Origin of the sequence: Citrobacter sp. T1.2D-1, from assembly GCF_950098555.1 — a bacterium.
Taxonomy (GTDB): domain Bacteria; phylum Pseudomonadota; class Gammaproteobacteria; order Enterobacterales; family Enterobacteriaceae; genus Citrobacter_A; species Citrobacter_A telavivensis.
Genome location: NZ_CATNHH010000007.1, coordinates 35,601 through 54,415 on the forward strand (window position 1 = coordinate 35,601; position 18,815 = coordinate 54,415).

The window sequence follows — 18,815 nt, forward strand, 5'->3', positions numbered from 1 at the left end:
ATATTGAAAGATAAAAAATACGGAAGGCATCTGCAATCACCATTATTGGCGATAAAAATTAATCCATTATTAATCAGATAATTAAAAATTAATTTTGTCTTTTTTTCGTTCTGGCACGCTTCTGGCAATAACACTCTCGTCAACACGTTGAAAGCGCAGGGGGTTAAACCCCGCCGGCACGTCAGGAACGGCAGCGGCTGTTTTCCGGAGGTGTTCCGTCAACCGATGACACCTGAACAATGGGTTCGATTCCCGATTCATTCTCCCAATGAAACTGGTTGTTAATCATAGAAATAAAAACGGGTACTGCGCAGTCAGCAGGCCCCAAAACAGGTTGCCGGTCACGATGCCGCGCCGCAGGCAAAAGGGAATTCCCCTGTAGCTTCGCCTCCGCACCCGCACCTGACTTTGATAAGGAAAAGAGAAAAATGACGAAGAAAATCACTATCCGCAAAGGACAATTAGGTCTGTTAGCGAAAAACGGCGACTACTATCAGGTTCTGGAGGCGGGTGAACACCGTCTGCCGTGGTTCAATACGCCAGAGGTGCTGGTGGTTAATCTGGACGGTAGCGAAGTGCCGGAAGCGCTGGCGAATTATTTACGCCGTTTTCAGCCGGACTGGGTAACGCGTTACGGTCTGGCCGTCGATCTTAACGACAGCGAAGCGGGGGCGTTATACATGAATGAGGTGTTGCAGGAGATCCTGCCGCCGTCCACGCGCCGTTTGTACTGGCGAGCCGACGAGGCGTTGAAACTGGTACGCATGGATACGCGTCAGGTTCAGGTGCCCACAGAGGTCATGAATGCGGTCCTGCAACCGCGACGTAACGGTGCGGTTAAAGGTCGTGAAGCGATGCTCACCGTGCAGGTTCCGGCCTGGCATGCGGGTGTGTTGAAAATTGACGGTGAGACGCAGGCGCTGTTGCCGCCGGGTCTGACGGCGTACTGGAAAGTGAATCATCTGGTTGACGCGGAAGTGGTGGATACCCGTTTGCAGGTACTGGAAGTGGGCGGTCAGGAAATTTTGACCAAAGATAAGGTCAACCTGCGTCTGAATCTGGCGGCGAACTGGCGTTACAGCGACGTGCTGCAGGCTTTTGCGCAGCTCACTAAACCGCTCGATCATCTGTACCGCGAACTGCAGTTTGCACTGCGTGAAGCCGTCGGGACGCGCACGCTGGATGAGTTGCTGGAAGATAAGCAGGTGATTGATGACGTAGTCAGCGCGCAGGTGAAAAAACGTATGGCGCCCTATGGCATCGACGTGGCCTCGCTGGGCGTGAAGGACATCGTGTTGCCGGGGGATATGAAAACGATTCTGTCCCGTCTGGTTGAAGCGGAAAAATCGGCGCAGGCCAACGTGATCCGCCGTCGTGAAGAAACGGCCGCGACGCGCTCGCTGTTGAATACGGCGAAAGTGATGGAAAACAACCCGGTAGCGCTGCGCTTAAAAGAGCTGGAAACCCTCGAAAGAGTGGCGGAGCGTATCGATAAAATCTCGGTATTCGGTGGCCTGGACCAGGTTCTGCACGGCTTAGTGAACATTAAAGGATAAGAAACATGGCACATAACGACTATGCGCTGTTGGCGTCGCAGAACGCGGCGCCGGTGAAAATGTGGACGCACGGCGTTCCGGTGGAGCCCGAAGCGCGCCAGCAACTGCTGAACACGGCGAAGATGCCGTTTATTTTTAAACACCTGGCGGTGATGCCGGATGTGCATCTGGGGAAAGGGTCGACCATCGGCAGCGTGATCCCAACCAAAGGGGCGATTATTCCGGCGGCAGTAGGGGTGGATATCGGCTGTGGGATGATCGCAGTGCGTACTTCGCTGCTGGCCGGCGATCTGCCGGATAACCTCAGCGGGTTGCGGAGCGCGATTGAGCAGGCCGTTCCACACGGGCGTACGAATACGCGCTCCCGTCGCGACAAAGGCGCGTGGGATACGCCGCCAGAGGAGGTGAGTACTCACTGGGGGATGCTGGCACCGCGCTTTAAGCGCCTGACTGACAAGTATCCCTCGTTGCTGAAGACCAACAACTATCAGCATCTGGGAACATTGGGAACCGGTAACCACTTCATTGAGGTTTGTCTGGATGAGCAGCAGCGCGTCTGGGTGATGTTGCACAGCGGCTCGCGCGGCGTGGGGAATGCCATCGGCAACGTTTTCATCACGCTGGCGCAGCAGGATATGCAGCAGCATATCGCGAATCTCCCGGACCGAAACCTGGCGTACTTCCAGGAAGAGAGCCAGCACTACAACGACTACATTGAAGCGGTGGAATGGGCGCAGGATTTTGCCCGGCAAAACCGGGAGGTGATGATGTCCCGTGTCCTGGCCGCGCTGTCGCGCATCGTGAGTAAACCGTTTATCACCCAGCAGGAAGCGGTGAATTGCCACCATAACTATGTGCAAAAAGAGCGTCACTTTGGTGAAGAGGTGCTGGTGACGCGTAAAGGCGCTGTTTCAGCGCAGAAAGGCCAGATGGGGATTATTCCGGGGTCGATGGGGGCGAAAAGCTTCATCGTGCGTGGGCTGGGGAATGAAGAGAGCTTCTGCTCCTGCAGCCATGGCGCAGGAAGAACCATGAGCCGAACGGCGGCCAAAAAACGCTTTACCGTGGCGGATCAGATCCGCGCGACGGCCCACGTTGAATGCCGTAAAGACAGCGAGGTGATCGATGAAATTCCAATGGCTTACAAAGACATTGATGCCGTGATGGCGGCGCAGTCTTCACTGGTGGAGATCGTGCATACGCTGCGGCAGGTGGTGTGTGTAAAAGGATAAAAGAAGATGGCGAAAAATGCAGTGAGTGCCGCGATGCGCGAACGGGTCGCGCGGCAACTCAAAGAAGTGGAAACGCGTTACGGCGTCAGGGTGCTGTATGCCTGCGAGTCAGGGAGTCGCGGCTGGGGATTTGCCTCGCCGGATAGTGATTACGATGTGCGGTTTTTGTATGTTCATCCGCCACAGTGGTATCTGCGGGTCGACGCGCCGCGCGACGTGATCGAGCTGCCGATAGACGATGAACTGGACGTGTGCGGCTGGGAGTGGCGTAAAGCGCTGGGACTGCTGAAGGGGGCCAACCCGACGCTGATCGAGTGGCTGGATTCCCCGGTGGTTTATCAGCAGGATGAGGTCACGGTCAGCGCACTTAAAACGATGATACCGCAGTGGTTTTCTCCACTTCGCGCACGTTGGCATTACTACTCGATGGCGCGAAAAAACTTTCGCGGCTATTTGCAGGGAGAAGAGGTGCGGCTGAAAAAATACTTCTACGTCCTGCGTCCGCTGCTGGCGGTGCGTTGGGTCGAAGCGGGTAAAGGCGTTCCGCCCATGCGCTTTGCCGAACTGCTGGCCGGAAGCGAACTGGAGGCGCCGTTACGTCAGGAGATAGACGAACTGCTGGCGCGCAAACAGCGTGCGGGAGAGGCGGAGTATGGTCCGCGCCGTCCGTTGCTGCATGCGTTCATCCACGCTGAACTGGCGAGAGGCGAAATCCCGCCCACGCTGCCGGACAGCCGGGAAGGCGACGTGAAGGCACTGGATAAACTGCTTTATGAGACGGTGATGGTATGACTACGTTGCCCGATGGCGCTGCGCTTATCGGGCCTACGTGGGCAAAATTTGTAGGCCGGATAAAGCGCGGAGCGCCGCCATCCGGCATTGAATCTATATCACTCAAACAAATTCTGGTGCAGTTTTTGCACCACTTGCTCGGCTTCGGTGCCAGGCACCAGGAAACAGAGGTTATGGCTGGAAGCGCCATAGCAAATCATACGGATATTGAACGGTTCCAGCACGCCGAACACCTCTTTGCCGACGCCGCAGGCTTTCGACAGATCGTTACCAATCAGCGCAACCAGCGCGAGACCCTCTTCAACCTCCACCCGACACAAGGCAGACAGTTCCATTAGCAGCGACTGCGTCAGCAGCGTATCGCCAGTGGAGGTCGAGCCGGTGGTATCCAGCGTTAGCGCCACGCTCACTTCGGAGGTGGTGATCAGATCGACCGAGATATTATGGCGTGCCAGAATACCGAATACTTCGGCCAGGAAACCGCGCGAGTGCAGCATATTCAGGCTGTGCAGCGTTAACAGGGTTTGTTTACGACGCAGCGCCAGCGCGCGGAACAGCGGTGGATTCTGGGTTTTATTGCAGACCAGCGTACCGCCCGCTTTCGGATCTTTACTGGAGCCGACGAAGACCGGGATATCGCTGCGCACGGCGGGCAGCAGGGTGGCCGGATGCAGCACTTTCGCACCAAAGGTGGCCATTTCCGCCGCCTCTTCAAAGGCGATTTCATCAATGCGCTGCGCCGCAGGCACCACGCGAGGATCGGTGGTGTAGATGCCCGGAACGTCCGTCCAGATATCGACACGCGCGGCATGGAGCGCTTCGGCCAACAGGGCCGCCGTGTAGTCGCTGCCGCCGCGTCCGAGTGTGGTTGTGCGCCCTTTGCCTTCGCTGCCGATGAACCCCTGAGTGATCACCAGCCCTTCGTTCAGACGTGGGGTCAGTTGCAGCGTTGCCAGTTCTGCCAGCGCCGCGACGTCAGGTTCGGCGCGACCAAAGCGATCGTTGGTACGCATCACTTTACGCACATCGAACCACTGCGCCTGAACGTGACGCTCACGCAGGATTTCAACAAACAGCAGAGTAGACATCAGTTCGCCGTGGCTGACCAGTTCATCCGTCAGCGCGGTGGAAGTGGCGAGTGAGGCCGCTTCCGCCAGCGTGGTGATATTTTCCAGCAGACGTTCGATCTCTTCACGAATAACGTTTGGATAACGCAGACGTTCCAGGATATCGAATTGAATTTTGCGGATAGCGTCGAGTTTCTCGAAGCGTTCGGTGGGTTCCAGACCTTCAGCCAGTGCAACCAGTAAATTAGTGATGCCTGCGGAAGCGGAGAGCACCACTAAACGCACGTTTGCATCGGAAAGCACCACGTCGGCGCTGCGGTTCATGGCATCGAAATCAGCGACGCTGGTTCCGCCAAATTTGGAAACAACGATTTCTGTCATAACAACCTCGTGTCAGGGAGTGAGAAAGCGACCTGGGCACAAAGGCAGAACAGAAACCGGTGCAGGCGCAAATACCGTATTTATAAATAAAATGTGTGGCCTGGACTGTCAACGCTGGGATTATGCGGATTTTTCATGCTGCGTTTAGCCTCAGTAATGGTGCTTATAACAACGATACTTTTCGGCGGCATTTGACCGTGGCCAGGCAACGGCACTAAAACAATCACACTTTTCTGTGACTGGCGTTACAATCGATCCCAGTCACAATTCTCAAATCAGAAGAGTATTGCTAATGAAAAACATCAATCCAACGCAGACCTCTGCCTGGCAGGCACTACAAAAACACTTTGATGACATGAAGGACGTTACTATCGCGGATCTGTTCGCGAAGGATAGCGATCGCTTCAGCAAATTCTCCGCAACGTTTGACGATCTGATGCTGGTGGATTACTCCAAAAACCGCATCACCGAAGAGACGCTGGCGAAACTGCAGGATCTGGCGAAAGAGACCGATCTGGCGGGCGCCATCAAGTCCATGTTCTCCGGCGAGAAAATCAACCGTACTGAAGATCGTGCCGTGCTGCACGTGGCGCTGCGTAACCGTAGCAATACCCCGATTATCGTGGACGGCAAAGATGTGATGCCGGAAGTCAACGCGGTGCTGGAGAAGATGAAATCCTTCTCTGAAGCCATTATTTCGGGCCAGTGGAAGGGGTATACCGGTAAAGCGATCACCGACGTGGTTAACATCGGTATCGGCGGCTCCGACCTCGGCCCGTTCATGGTGACCGAAGCGCTGCGTCCGTACAAAAACCACCTGAATATGCACTTTGTTTCTAACGTCGACGGTACCCATATCGCCGAAGTGCTGAAGAAAGTGAACCCGGAAACCACCCTGTTCCTCGTGGCGTCCAAAACCTTTACGACGCAGGAAACCATGACTAACGCCCATAGCGCGCGTGACTGGTTCCTGAAAACCGCCGGTGACGAAAAACACGTTGCGAAACACTTCGCCGCGCTGTCTACCAACGCGAAAGCGGTCGGTGAGTTCGGTATCGATACCGCCAATATGTTCGAGTTCTGGGACTGGGTGGGCGGTCGTTACTCGTTGTGGTCAGCGATTGGTCTGTCGATCATCCTGTCCGTCGGTTACGACAACTTTGTGCAACTGCTGTCCGGCGCGCATGCGATGGATAAGCACTTCTCGACCACGCCTCTGGAGAACAACCTGCCGGTGCTGCTGGCGTTGATTGGTATCTGGTACAACAATTTCTTCGGTGCAGAAACCGAAGCGATCCTGCCGTATGACCAGTATATGCACCGTTTCGCGGCCTATTTCCAGCAGGGCAACATGGAGTCTAACGGGAAATACGTTGACCGTAACGGCAACCCGGTGGATTACCAGACGGGCCCGATCATCTGGGGTGAACCGGGAACCAACGGTCAGCACGCCTTCTATCAGCTGATTCACCAGGGAACCAAAATGGTGCCTTGTGATTTCATCGCCCCGGCGATTACCCATAACCCGCTGTCCGATCACCATCCGAAGCTGCTGTCTAACTTCTTCGCCCAGACGGAAGCGCTGGCGTTCGGGAAATCGCGTGAAGTGGTTGAGCAGGAATACCGCGATCAGGGTAAAGATCCGGCCACGCTGGAACACGTGGTGCCGTTCAAAGTGTTCGAAGGCAACCGCCCGACCAACTCCATCCTGCTGCGTGAAATCACTCCGTTCAGCCTGGGTGCGCTGATTGCGCTCTATGAGCACAAAATCTTTACTCAGGGCATCATCCTGAACATCTTCACCTTCGACCAGTGGGGCGTTGAGCTGGGTAAACAGCTGGCGAACCGCATTCTGCCGGAGCTGAAAGATGATAAAGCGATTGAAAGCCACGACAGCTCGACTAACGGATTGATTAACCGTTATAAAAACTGGCGTTAATCTGGCGCAGTGCCGGATGGCGACGCTAATGCGTCTTATCCGGCCTACTCTCTACCGTAGGCCTGATAAGCGCAGCGTCATCAGGAAAGTTAATAATGAAATGAGCCGATATTATTATCGGCTTTTTTTATAAGATAATTCCGGTTGTCCGTGTTGTTTCCCGCAATTTTATATTGAGCATAATCCTAAAATAATAAATAACCGTAAAATAACCCAGTGTTATTTTAGGATAATACGGATCGTTTAGCTAAATGAATTTAATGTTAATATGCTGTTTTTAATGATTATTATTATTTTTATAAAAATGAATTGTTCAGCAAAAGTCCAATTATCCTAAAACCACCTTGCTATTTCCCCCTGCCGTAATTCGCATGCTTTAGTTGTGTATACTCGATCCCGCCCGAAATGCTTTTGGGTAAATCTCCATTCATTCAATGAAGGGAAATTGTTATGAAAAAAGTTCTGTATGGCATTTTTGCCATATCTGCGCTTGCGGCGAGTTCTGTCTATGCAGCCCCCGTTCAGGTGGGTGAAGCGGCAGGGTCGGCAGCAACGTCGGTGTCGGCGGGTAGTTCCTCCGCATCCAGCGTGAGCACCGTAAGTTCGGCGGTGGGTGTCGCGCTTGCGGCAACCGGCGGCGGTGACGGTTCCAATACCGGGACCACCACTACCACGACCACCAGTACCCAGTAAGATCGGTACATTTAATCCTAACCACACTTCGGTGTGGTTATTTTGCCCCTCTGGAGAAGAGTCGTGAAGCGACCTGCACTCATACTACTTTGCCTGCTGTTACAGGCATGCTCAGCCACGACAAAGCAACTGGGCAACTCACTGTGGGACAGTCTGTTTGGCACGCCCGGCGTACAGCTAACGGACGATGACATTCAAAACATGCCCTACGCCAGCCAGTACATGCAGCTTAACGGCGGGCCGCAGCTGTTTGTGGTGCTCGCTTTCGCAGAGAACGGACAGCAGAAATGGGTGACGCAGGATCAGGCCACCCTCGTGACCCAGCACGGTCGTCTGGTGAAGACGCTGCTGGGCGGCGACAACCTCATCGACGTGAATAACCTCGCGGATGACCCGCTGAATAAACCAAATCAGATCGTCGACGGCACGACCTGGACACGCACGATGGGCTGGACCGAATACAAGCAGGTGCGCTATGCCACCGCGCGCTCGGTCTTTACATGGGATGGCAACGACACGGTAAAAGTCGGCAGCGAAGAGACCCCGGTTCGCGTGCTGGATGAAGCCGTCACGACCGATCAGGCTCGCTGGCATAACCGTTACTGGGTCGATGACGAAGGGCAAATCCGCCAGTCGGAGCAATATCTGGGGGCGAACTATTTCCCGGTGAAAACCACGCTGATTAAGGCGGCAAAATCATGATGAAACGGACTATTGCGGCACTGATCTTCAGTCTGAGCACGTCATCTGTTTTTGCTGCGGGAACCGTTAAGGTCTTTAGCGCAGGCAGCGCAGAACCGAAAACACTTACCGGCGCTGAACATCTTATCGATCTGGTGGGACAGCCCAGACTGGCGAACAGCTGGTGGCCCGGTGCAGCGATCGCGGAAGAGAAAGCGACCGTGACGGCGCAGAGCCAGCAGCAGGCGCTGCTGGGGCGTCTGGCGGCGTTAAGCGGCGAAGAGAGCGGGGAGGGTGCAGCCGCCATTAACGCGCTGCGCCAGCAAATTCAGGCGCTGAAGGTGGCAGGTCGACAGTGGGTAAATCTCGATCCGGACATTGTGCGGGTCAGCGAGCGCGGCAATCCGCCATTGCAGGGCAACTACACGCTGTGGGTAGGCGCGCAGCCGACGGATGTCACAGTCTTTGGTCTGATAAGCCGTCCCGGAAAGCAGCCGTTTATGCCAGGACGCGATGTTGTCAGCTATCTCGAGGGACAACAGCGGCTCAGCGGTGCAGATCGCAGCTATGCATGGGTGGTTTATCCCGATGGACGAACGCAGAAAGTGCCGGTTGCGTACTGGAATAAGCGTCACGTTGAGCCGATGCCCGGCAGCATCATTTTTGTCGGCCTGGATGACGCTTTCTGGAGCAGCGAACCGGAAGCGCTTAACGCCGACATTCTTCACACCCTGACGCAGCGGATACCCGAATAATGAAAAAAACACATCTGCTTAGCTTACTGGCGCTGGGCATCAGCGCAGCGTGCCATGCCGAAACGTATCCGGCACCGATTGGGCCCTCCCAGTCGGATTTTGGCGGCGTGGGATTATTACAGACCCCAACCGCGCGCATGGCGCGTGAAGGGGAGTTGAGTCTCAACTATCGCGATAACGATCAGTACCGTTATTACTCCGCGTCCGTGCAGCTTTTCCCCTGGCTGGAAACCACACTGCGCTACACCGACGTGCGGACCAAACCGTACAGTAGCGTCGAGTCGTTCTCGGGCAATCAGACCTACAAAGATAAGGCGTTCGACCTGAAGTTGCGGCTGTGGGAAGAGAGCTACTGGACACCGCAGGTGTCGGTCGGCGCGCGGGATATCGGTGGGACCGGTCTGTTCGATGCGGAATACATCGTGGCGAATAAAGCCTGGGGACCGTTTGATTTCTCGCTTGGCCTCGGCTGGGGTTATCTGGGGACCAGCGGCAACGTCAGCAATCCGCTCTGTTCGTACAGCGATAAATATTGCTACCGCGATAACAGCTATAAACAGGCCGGCTCTATTGACGGCAGTCAGATGTTTCACGGTCCGGCGTCGCTGTTTGGCGGTGTTGAGTACCAGACGCCGTGGCAACCGCTGCGACTGAAGCTGGAATATGAGGGCAACAACTACCAGCAGGACTTCGCGGGCAAGCTGGAACAAAAAAGCAAGTTTAACGTCGGTGCCATTTACCGCGTCACCGATTGGGCCGACGTTAACCTCAGCTACGAACGCGGTAACACCTTTATGTTTGGGGTGACGCTGCGGACCAATTTCAACGATTTGCGGCCGTCGTATAACGATAACGCGCGGCCGAAATATCAGCCGGAGCCGCAGGACCCGATCCTGCAACACTCGGTGGTAGCGAACCAACTGACGCTGCTGAAATACAACGCCGGACTGGCGGATCCGCAGATTCAGGTGAAGGGCGACACGCTGTACGTGACGGGCGAGCAGGTGAAATACCGCGACTCGCGTGAAGGGATCGAACGAGCGAATCGGATCGTCATGAACGATCTCCCGGAGGGGATCCGCACGATCCGCGTGACGGAAAATCGCCTCAATCTGCCGCAGGTGACCACCGAAACGGACGTCAGCAGCCTGAAACGCCATCTGGAAGGCGAACCGCTGGGACAGGAAACGCCGCTGGCGCAAAAACGCCTTGAGCCGATAGTGCCGGAAAGTACCGAACAGGGCTGGTATATCGATAAATCGCGCTTTGACTTCCATCTCGATCCGGTGCTGAACCAGTCCGTGGGGGGGCCGGAAAACTTCTACATGTACCAGTTGGGCGTGATGGCGACGGCGGATCTGTGGGTCACCGACCACCTGCTGACCACCGGCAGCCTGTTTGGCAACCTTGCCAATAACTACGATAAATTTAACTACACCAACCCGCCGAACGATTCGAAGCTACCGCGCGTGCGTACCCGCGTGCGTGAATACGTACAGAACGACGTTTACGTGAATAACCTGCAGGCCAACTACTTCCAGTACTTCGGTAATGGTTTCTATGGTCAGGTTTACGGCGGCTATCTTGAAACCATGTACGGTGGGGCGGGAGCGGAAGTGTTGTACCGTCCGGTCGACAGCAACTGGGCGTTTGGCCTGGATGCCAACTACGTGAAGCAGCGTGACTGGCGCAGCGCACAGGACATGATGAAATTCACCGACTACAGCGTGAAGACCGGACACTTGACGGCCTACTGGACGCCATCATTCGCCCAGGACGTGCTGGTGAAAGCGAGCGTCGGTCAGTATCTGGCGGGGGATAAAGGCGGCACGCTGGATATCTCTAAACGCTTCGACAGCGGCGTGGTGGTCGGTGGTTACGCCACTCTCACTAACGTCTCGCCGGATGAGTATGGCGAAGGGGATTTCACCAAAGGCGTCTACGTGTCGATTCCGCTGGATCTCTTCTCTACTGGTCCGACCCGCAGCCGTGCGGCAGTGGGCTGGACGCCGCTGACGCGTGATGGGGGTCAGCAGCTTGGACGTAAGTTCCAGCTGTATGACATGACCAGCGATAAAAGCGTGAATTTCCGCTAAGGTTGTTTTGCCGGATGGCGCTGCGCTTATCCGGCCTACATTCCCATAGGCCCGGTAAGCGAAGCGCCACCGGGCGATTCTTCTGGTTTGCACAAAATATAAACAAAAAATATAGATCTCCGTCACATTTTTGCGTTATACAGGAACCTCACCACTGAGATCGAGGTGCTGTTATGACGTCACTCTCTCGTCCGCGCGTGGAGTTTATCTCCACGATCCTACAGACCGTGTTGAACCTTGGGCTGCTGAGTCTGGGTATGATCCTGGTCGTATTCCTCGGTAAAGAGACGCTGCATCTGGCAGATGTGCTCTTCGCGCCTGAACAAGCCAGCAAGTATGAGCTGGTGGAAGGGCTGGTTGTCTACTTTCTCTATTTCGAATTTATCGCGCTGATTGTGAAGTACTTTCAGTCAGGCTTTCACTTTCCGCTGCGCTATTTCATCTATATCGGGATCACCGCGATCGTCCGGCTGATCATTGTCGATCACAAATCCCCTCTCGATGTGCTGATCTATTCGGCGGCGATCCTGCTACTGGTGATCACGCTCTGGATGTGTAATTCAAAACGCCTGAAGCGCGAGTAGGTCGGATAAGGCAATGTGTGTCGTGGTTGCCTGATGGCGCTGCGCTTATCAGGCCTACAAACTGAAGCGCGAGTAGGCCGGATAAGGCAACGCCGCCATCCGGCAGACAAAAAAAAAGGCGCTCCGTGGAGCGCCGAATTACAGTCACAAGTTGGATAAAACAAGTTGAGGGTGCAGTGGCATTACAGGGACTTCAATGAAACTTAACCTTTGACTCCGCCCGCCGTCAGGCCGTTGACCAGCCAGCGCTGTGCCAGCAGGAAGACCAGGGTGATCGGGATCGCAGAAAGCACGGCCGCAGCGGCAAAATCGCCCCACAGGTAGTTTTGCGGGTTGAGGTATTGCTGCATCCCGACGGCCAGGGTGTAGCTGTCCACATCACGTAGCAGCAGTGAGGCAACCGGCACTTCGGTAATGGCGGCAATGAACGACAGAATAAAGACCACCGCCAGAATCGGCACCGACAGCGGCAACAGCACCAGGCGGAAAGCCTGCCACGGGGTTGCGCCATCCAGTGCGGCCGCTTCTTCAAGCGACCCGTCGATGGTTTCGAAATAGCCCTTGATGGTCCACACATGTAGAGCGATACCGCCGAGATAGGCGAAGATCACCCCACCATGGGTGTTCAGACCAATGAACGGAATGTACTGGCCAAGGCGATCAAACAACGCGTACAACGCGACCAGCGACAGCACCGCCGGGAACATCTGGAAAATCAGCATCCCTTTGAGCAGCGTGGCTTTACCCGGAAAACGCATACGGGCAAAGGCGTAGGCGCAGGTCGTTGACAGCGCCACGATGCCAATCGCGGTGATCCCGGCGATTTTCACCGAGTTCCACAGCCATAACAGAACCGGGAAGGGGGGCGGCGTGATGCGGCCATCAGCATGTTCAACGCTGAAGCCCAGCGCCAGCCGCCAGTGCTCCCAGGAGATGGTTTCCGGGATCAGGCTGCCGGTCGCAAAGTTACCTTCACGCAGGGAGATGGCGATAACCATCAGCAGCGGGAACATGATGGCCGCGATAAAAATCAGGAGTAACAGGTGCGTCGTGAAGAGACGCAATTTTTGAGATTTCGGTTGTACCATAGCCATAATTTTTTACTCCTTAACATCGCTCCAGGCTATTTCACTTGCCATTCTGAACGCTGGCAGCATCCAGACTGGCTGCGCCAATTACGCCTGGTGATTCTGATTAATCAAACTTCATGCGTGTGGCTTTCAGGTTCACGATGGCAAGCGCACCGACCAGCAGGAAGATCAGCGTGGCGATTGCCGCCGCCAGGCCGAAGTCCTGTCCGCCGCCGCCTTCAAAGGCGATGCGGTAGGTGTAGCTTACTAACAGGTCGGTATACCCGGCTGGCGTGGTCGTTCCGAGACGATCCGGACCGCCGTTGGTCAACAGTTGAATCAGCACGAAGTTGTTAAAGTTAAAGGCAAAGCTGGCGATCATCAGCGGCGTCAGCGGCTTAATCAACAGCGGGAGCGTAATCTTAAAGAAGTTCTGGAACGGGCCCGCGCCATCCATTGCCGACGCCTCGTACAGGTCGTCCGGAATCGCTTTCAGCAGACCCATGCACAGGATCATCATGTACGGGTAGCCCAGCCAGGTATTGACGATAATAATCATCGAACGCGCGGTGGTCGGGTCGCTAAACCATGCCGGCTTGATGCCAAACAGCGCGCTTAGCATCATGTTGATTTCACCAAAGCTCTGGTTGAACAGGCCTTTGAAAATCAGAATCGAGATAAACGACGGTACGGCGTACGGCAGAATCAGCAGGACACGGTAAATCGCTTTACCTTTCAGCGACTCCCACTGAACGAGACACGCCAGCACCATCCCGACCGCCACGGTCAGGATGACGGTGAGTACCGAGAACACCACGGTCCAGACGAAGATGGCGAAGAACGGCTTCTGGATCCCTTCGTCAGTGAAGACGCGGGTAAAGTTATCCCAGCCGATGGTCACGGTGTAGCCCGGACTGAGCTTTTCGTCACCCCAGTTACCGTCCGCATTGATGGACTGGTAGTAGCCAATGTCGTTATTGGGACGGTATTTCACGCCGCTCTGGTTGTTGGTCAACATGCCGTCATCGGCGAGCGCGTACAGCGGCTGCGTGCCGGAGAACTGGCGCAGCGAGCTCATGATCACTTTGCTGTCATCGGGCAGCACGGCGGTAATCTGGTTCAGCGCCTGGCGATTCTGGGTGATGATGCGCAGCGTCGCGCGCTCACCCTCTGGCAGGGCGTCCGTTTCTTTCAGCGCCAGCTTTTGTTCGCCGCCAAATTTAAAGGCGTCGGAGAGGTAATTCTTACCGGTTTCGCCGTCGGTGAGGGCCAGTTGCCACTCTTCACCTGCCGGATAGAGCCCGAAGTTATAGGATTTACCCGCCTGATAAGAGCGGTCCATCAGCACCTGTTGGGCGCGTTCGAAAGTGAGCTGGTTGGTGCTGCTGTAGTTGGTAAAAGCGATGGCGATGGTGCAAATCAGCGGAAACAGAACGAACAGTCCCATGCCCGCCATGCCAGGATAAACGTAACGCCAGGCGTAGGCCTTACGGTTAGCGAAAATGTACAGGCCAGCAGAGCTTAAAATCAGCGTCATGATGGCGAACAGATATTCCCCTTGTGCATACATTAAAACGACAAGGTAACCCACCAGCAGGCCCAGCAATCCGATCGCGGACCACTTCAGCATGTCGCTCTGCCACCAGTGACTCTTTTTAACGGCATCCATGGGGATCTTCCTCTACAACGGTGAAATCTTGTCGTAAATGTGCCAGATGGCGGCATAAATGCCTTATCCGGCCTACAGACGTTTGTAGGCCTGATAAGCGCAGCGCCATCAGGCACATCGACAGCATTACTTGGTGATACGGCCCTGCGCGTCTTTCAGTGCAGCATCAACCGTCTGGCGACCGCTGGCGGCGTTGATGACCGCCGTACGCACGGCGTACCAGAACGCAGACATCTGCGGGATGTTCGGCATGATTTCGCCTTTCTGGGCGTTATCCATGGTGGCCGCGATGCGCGGGTCTTTCGCTAACTGCTCCTGATAGGATTTCAGCGCCACGGCCCCCAACGGTTTATCCTTGTTCACTTCTTCCAGACCCTGATCGGTCAGCAGGTAGTTTTCAAGGAACTCTTTCGCCAGCTCTTTGTTCGGGCTGGCGGCGTTAATACCGGCACTCAGCACGCCCACGAACGGTTTAGACGGTTTGCCTTTGAAGGTTGGCAGCAGGGTGACGCCGTAATTCACTTTGCTCTTGTCGATGTTCGACCAGGCCCACGGACCGTTGATGGTCATCGCCGTATCGCCTTTGTTAAAGGCCGCTTCTGCGATGGAGTAATCGGTGTCCGCGTTCATGTGTTTGTTCTTGATGAGGTCAACCAGGAAACCCAGGCCCGCTTTCGCGCCTGCGCTGTCGACGCCCACATCTTTCACATCGTACTTGCCGTTTTCAAACTTGAATGCGTAACCGCCGTCGGCAGCAATCAGCGGCCAGGTGAAGTACGGTTCTTGCAGGTTGAACATCAGGGCGCTCTTACCTTTCGCCTTCAGCGCTTTATCCAGTGCCGGGATCTCTTCCCAGGTCTTCGGCGGGGTCGGCACCAGGTCTTTGTTGTAAATCAGCGACAGCGCTTCTACCGCGATGGGGTAGGCGATCAGCTTGCCGTTGTAACGTACAGCATCCCAGGTGAACGGATAGAGTTTGTCCTGGAACGTTTTTTCCGGGGTGATTTCAGCCAGCAGGCCAGACTGTGCGTAACCGCCAAAACGATCGTGCGCCCAGAAGATGATGTCCGGACCATCACCGGTTGCCGCAACCTGCGGGAATTTCTCTTCCAGCTTGTCCGGGTGTTCAATGGTCACTTTGATACCGGTGTCTTTCTCGAATTTTTTTCCGACTTCGGCCAGGCCGTTATAGCCTTTATCGCCGTTAATCCAGATAACCAGTTTACCTTCTTCGATTTTGGCCAGAGCCGGTGCGGAAATCATCATTGCTGCGAGGGCGGACAATGCGAAAACGCGTGCGCCAGTCTTGATCTTCATATCTGCCATCCTTTTGGTGATGTGCTCGTGGTATGACTTCAGTGATTCAACGTGACTCAGTCTCCTTATTTGACATCCTCTTTCCATCCTCCTTACCCCTACGCCCCACCTCCTCTTTATGTGATCTGTGTTGCAGAAATGTGAGTAATGCGTACTGGCGCACATAAAAATAGACTCATTTTTGCGGGGGACTTCACGAAATTACGCGATCTCCCCCGGACAGGGTCTCAGACTTCCTTCCCTCATCCTCCCGACTCCTCCCCCATGAAAAAGCCGGGGGTGGAGGATTTACGCACGCAGTGAATCCCGCATAGTCAGGCCATCATGAATGTTGCTGTCAATGACAGGTTGTAACGAAGGGAGAAGGCATGGCGAGCGTACAGCTGCGAAATGTAACGAAAGCCTGGGGTGACGTGGTGGTATCGAAAGATATCAATCTCGACATTCACGAAGGGGAATTCGTGGTGTTTGTTGGACCGTCAGGCTGCGGCAAATCGACCCTGCTCCGTATGATTGCCGGACTTGAAACGATTACCAGCGGGGACCTCTATATTGGGGATACCCGCATGAACGATATCCCACCCGCGGAACGTGGCGTCGGTATGGTCTTCCAGTCCTACGCGCTCTATCCCCATTTATCCGTTGCCGAAAATATGTCGTTTGGCCTGAAACTGGCGGGCGCGAAAAAAGAGGTGATGAATCAGCGTGTTAACCAGGTTGCGGAAGTGCTGCAACTGGCGCACCTGCTGGAGCGTAAACCGAAAGCCCTCTCGGGGGGGCAGCGCCAGCGCGTGGCGATTGGCCGTACGCTGGTGGCGGAACCGCGCGTGTTCCTGCTCGATGAACCTCTCTCTAACCTCGATGCCGCGCTACGTGTGCAGATGCGCATCGAGATCTCCCGTCTGCATAAGCGCCTTGGGCGCACGATGATCTACGTTACCCACGATCAGGTCGAAGCGATGACGCTGGCCGACAAAATCGTGGTGCTGGACGCCGGTCGCGTCGCGCAGATCGGTAAACCGCTGGAACTGTATCACTACCCGGCAGACCGCTTCGTCGCGGGCTTTATTGGTTCGCCGAAGATGAACTTCCTGCCGGTGAAAGTTACCGCGACGGCCATCGACCAGGTCCAGGTTGAACTACCGAACCGTCAGCACGTCTGGCTGCCGGTCGACAGCCGTGATGTGCAGGTGGGCGTAAACATGTCGTTAGGTATCCGTCCTGAACACCTGTTACCCAGTGATATCGCCGATGTCACGCTGGAAGGCGAGGTTCAGGTCGTCGAACAGCTTGGTCACGAAACACAGATTCATATCCAGATCCCCGCCATTCGTCAAAACCTGGTGTACCGCCAGAACGACGTGGTGTTGGTAGAAGAGGGCGCCACATTCGCTATTGGCCTGCCGCCAGAGCGTTGTCATCTGTTCCGTGAAGATGGCACTGCATGTCGTCGGTTGCATAAAGAGCCAGGCGTTTAAGGTGTCCCATTAAAAAAAAGCGCAAAGCCCTACGGTGAAGCGTTCAAAGAAAAGCAATGATCTCAGGAGATAGAATGATGATTACTCTGCGCAAACTCCCCCTGGCGGTTGCCGTCGCAGCAGGCATTATGTCTGTTCAGGCAATGGCAGTGGATTTCCATGGTTATGCTCGTTCCGGTATCGGCTGGACGGGTAGTGGCGGCGAACAACAATGTTTCCAGGCAACCGGTGCTCAAAGTAAATACCGTCTTGGTAACGAATGTGAAACCTATGCGGAACTGAAACTGGGTCAGGAAGTGTGGAAAGAGGGTGATAAGAGCTTCTATTTTGACACCAACGTTGCCTACTCTGTGGCACAGCAAAATGACTGGGAAGCCACTGACCCGGCATTCCGTGAAGCTAACGTACAGGGTAAAAACCTGATCGACTGGCTGCCAGGCTCCACCATCTGGGCAGGTAAGCGCTTCTATCAGCGTCATGACGTTCACATGATCGACTTCTACTACTGGGATATCTCGGGTCCTGGTGCCGGTCTTGAAAACATCGACCTGGGCTTCGGTAAGCTGTCTCTGGCTGCCACCCGTTCTCAGGAAGCGGGCGGCTCGTACATCTTTAGCAGCAACGATGTCTATCGCGATTACAAAGACACCGCCAACGACGTGTTCGACGTGCGTTTAGCCGGTCTGGAAACCAACCCGGACGGCGTGCTGGAGCTGGGTGTTGACTACGGTCGCGCGAACAAAACTGACGGTTACCACTACGTTGACGGCGCAACCAAAGACGGCTGGATGTTCACCGCTGAACATACCCAGAGCATGCTGAAAGGCTACAACAAGTTTGTCGTTCAGTACGCGACTGACGCGATGACCACCCAGGGTAAAGGGATCCCACAGGGTACCTACACTATCAATGACAGCGATAACATCACAACCAACAACAACGGTTCTCTGGTGCGTATCCTCGACCACGGCGCGATCTCCCTGGGCGACCGTTGGGATCTGATGTACGTCGGTATGTATCAGGATATCGATCGTGACGATAAAAACGGTACAACCTGGTACACCGTGGGTGTGCGTCCGATGTTCAAATGGACACCGATCATGAGCACCCTGATGGAAGTCGGTTACGACAACGTGAAATCTCAGCGTACCGACGACACCAACAACCAGTACAAAATCACCCTGGCGCAACAATGGCAGGCTGGCGACAGCATCTGGTCTCGCCCGGCTATCCGTGTCTTCGCAACCTACGCGAAGTGGGATGAAAAATGGGGTTACGACAACGGCATCGCCTACAGCGATACCAGCGCGCATACCTTCAGCCGTGGTGACAACGATGAGTGGTCCTTCGGTGCTCAGATGGAAATCTGGTGGTAATCCAGCACTAACCTGACGTAACGAGGGGCGAAAGCCCCTCCCAAACTGCTGCAATGCCCGATGGCGCAAGCTTATCCGGCCTACGGCACCAGTTTGTAGGCCGGATAAGGCGTCCGCCGCCATCCGGCA

At 55.2% G+C, this 18,815-nt stretch carries 15 protein-coding genes and 1 pseudogene; 11 read left to right on the top strand and 5 right to left on the bottom strand.

Annotation, left to right across the window (positions count from 1 at the left end; translation table 11 throughout):
• The first annotated feature begins 428 nt into the window (after positions 1-428).
• The 3 genes from QQZ17_RS08525 to QQZ17_RS08535 are packed head-to-tail and all read left to right on the top strand — an operon-like array spanning position 429 to position 3,580.
• A complete protein-coding gene (locus QQZ17_RS08525) occupies positions 429-1,556 on the top strand; it encodes a slipin family protein (protein ID WP_152401396.1) in 1,128 nt (375 codons plus the stop codon).
• Positions 1,557-1,561: 5 nt separating this feature from the next.
• Positions 1,562-2,788 (top strand): RtcB family protein, encoded by a 1,227-nt coding sequence (locus QQZ17_RS08530; RefSeq protein ID WP_152401398.1) that lies wholly within the window; start codon positions 1,562-1,564, stop codon positions 2,786-2,788.
• 6 nt (positions 2,789-2,794) lie between these two features.
• Positions 2,795-3,580: a nucleotidyltransferase domain-containing protein gene (locus QQZ17_RS08535; protein WP_152401400.1), complete on the top strand. Its 786-nt coding sequence runs from the start codon at positions 2,795-2,797 to the stop codon at positions 3,578-3,580.
• A gap of 98 nt (positions 3,581-3,678) precedes the next feature.
• Here the strand turns inward: QQZ17_RS08535 and lysC are convergent, their stop codons facing one another.
• Complete coding sequence (gene lysC, locus QQZ17_RS08540) at positions 3,679-5,028, bottom strand: lysine-sensitive aspartokinase 3 (protein ID WP_046493873.1); 1,350 nt, start codon at positions 5,026-5,028, stop codon at positions 3,679-3,681.
• Positions 5,029-5,320: 292 nt separating this feature from the next.
• Here lysC and pgi point away from each other — a divergent pair, with 292 nt between their 5' ends.
• From pgi to psiE, 6 genes are all read left to right on the top strand, one after another.
• Positions 5,321-6,967 (top strand): glucose-6-phosphate isomerase, encoded by a 1,647-nt coding sequence (gene pgi, locus QQZ17_RS08545; RefSeq protein ID WP_152401402.1) that lies wholly within the window; start codon positions 5,321-5,323, stop codon positions 6,965-6,967.
• A gap of 450 nt (positions 6,968-7,417) precedes the next feature.
• Entirely contained in the window at positions 7,418-7,660 is a 243-nt protein-coding gene (gene yjbE, locus QQZ17_RS08550; protein ID WP_042321038.1) for an exopolysaccharide production protein YjbE, read from the top strand.
• A 63-nt stretch (positions 7,661-7,723) separates the two neighbouring features.
• Positions 7,724-8,362: a YjbF family lipoprotein gene (locus QQZ17_RS08555; protein WP_152401404.1), complete on the top strand. Its 639-nt coding sequence runs from the start codon at positions 7,724-7,726 to the stop codon at positions 8,360-8,362.
• A complete protein-coding gene (locus QQZ17_RS08560) occupies positions 8,359-9,096 on the top strand; it encodes a capsule biosynthesis GfcC family protein (protein WP_152401406.1) in 738 nt (245 codons plus the stop codon). The genes QQZ17_RS08555 and QQZ17_RS08560 overlap by 4 nt, the downstream gene beginning before the upstream one ends.
• Complete coding sequence (locus tag QQZ17_RS08565; protein ID WP_152401408.1) at positions 9,096-11,192, top strand: YjbH domain-containing protein; 2,097 nt, start codon at positions 9,096-9,098, stop codon at positions 11,190-11,192. Before QQZ17_RS08560 ends, QQZ17_RS08565 begins: the two co-directional genes overlap by 1 nt.
• Positions 11,193-11,365: 173 nt before the next feature.
• Complete coding sequence (gene psiE, locus QQZ17_RS08570) at positions 11,366-11,776, top strand: phosphate-starvation-inducible protein PsiE (protein WP_046493883.1); 411 nt, start codon at positions 11,366-11,368, stop codon at positions 11,774-11,776.
• A gap of 203 nt (positions 11,777-11,979) precedes the next feature.
• Here the strand turns inward: psiE and malG are convergent, their stop codons facing one another.
• The 4 genes and pseudogenes from malG to malE all read right to left on the bottom strand — a co-directional run bounded on the left by malG (position 11,980) and on the right by malE (position 15,832).
• Positions 11,980-12,870 carry a maltose ABC transporter permease MalG gene (gene malG / locus QQZ17_RS08575; RefSeq protein WP_046493885.1) on the bottom strand — a complete coding sequence of 297 codons (891 nt, stop codon included), beginning with the start codon at positions 12,868-12,870 and terminating at the stop codon, positions 11,980-11,982.
• 100 nt (positions 12,871-12,970) lie between these two features.
• Positions 12,971-14,515, bottom strand: coding sequence for a maltose ABC transporter permease MalF (gene malF / locus QQZ17_RS08580; protein ID WP_152401412.1), 1,545 nt, complete (start codon positions 14,513-14,515; stop codon positions 12,971-12,973).
• A pseudogene (locus QQZ17_RS26400) lies at positions 14,470-14,631 on the bottom strand (hypothetical protein); the annotation flags it as partial. The pseudogene QQZ17_RS26400 and the gene malF, both read right to left, overlap by 46 nt.
• A gap of 10 nt (positions 14,632-14,641) precedes the next feature.
• A complete protein-coding gene (malE, locus tag QQZ17_RS08585; protein WP_152401414.1) occupies positions 14,642-15,832 on the bottom strand; it encodes a maltose/maltodextrin ABC transporter substrate-binding protein MalE in 1,191 nt (396 codons plus the stop codon).
• Positions 15,833-16,200: 368 nt separating this feature from the next.
• Between malE and malK the strand changes: the two genes are divergently transcribed.
• Both malK and QQZ17_RS08595 read left to right on the top strand, forming a co-directional pair.
• Entirely contained in the window at positions 16,201-17,310 is a 1,110-nt protein-coding gene (gene malK / locus QQZ17_RS08590) for a maltose/maltodextrin ABC transporter ATP-binding protein MalK (protein WP_152401418.1), read from the top strand.
• 77 nt (positions 17,311-17,387) lie between these two features.
• On the top strand, positions 17,388-18,686 hold the full coding sequence (locus tag QQZ17_RS08595; RefSeq protein WP_046498508.1) for a maltoporin: 1,299 nt from the start codon (positions 17,388-17,390) through the stop codon (positions 18,684-18,686).
• Positions 18,687-18,815: the final 129 nt, after the last annotated feature.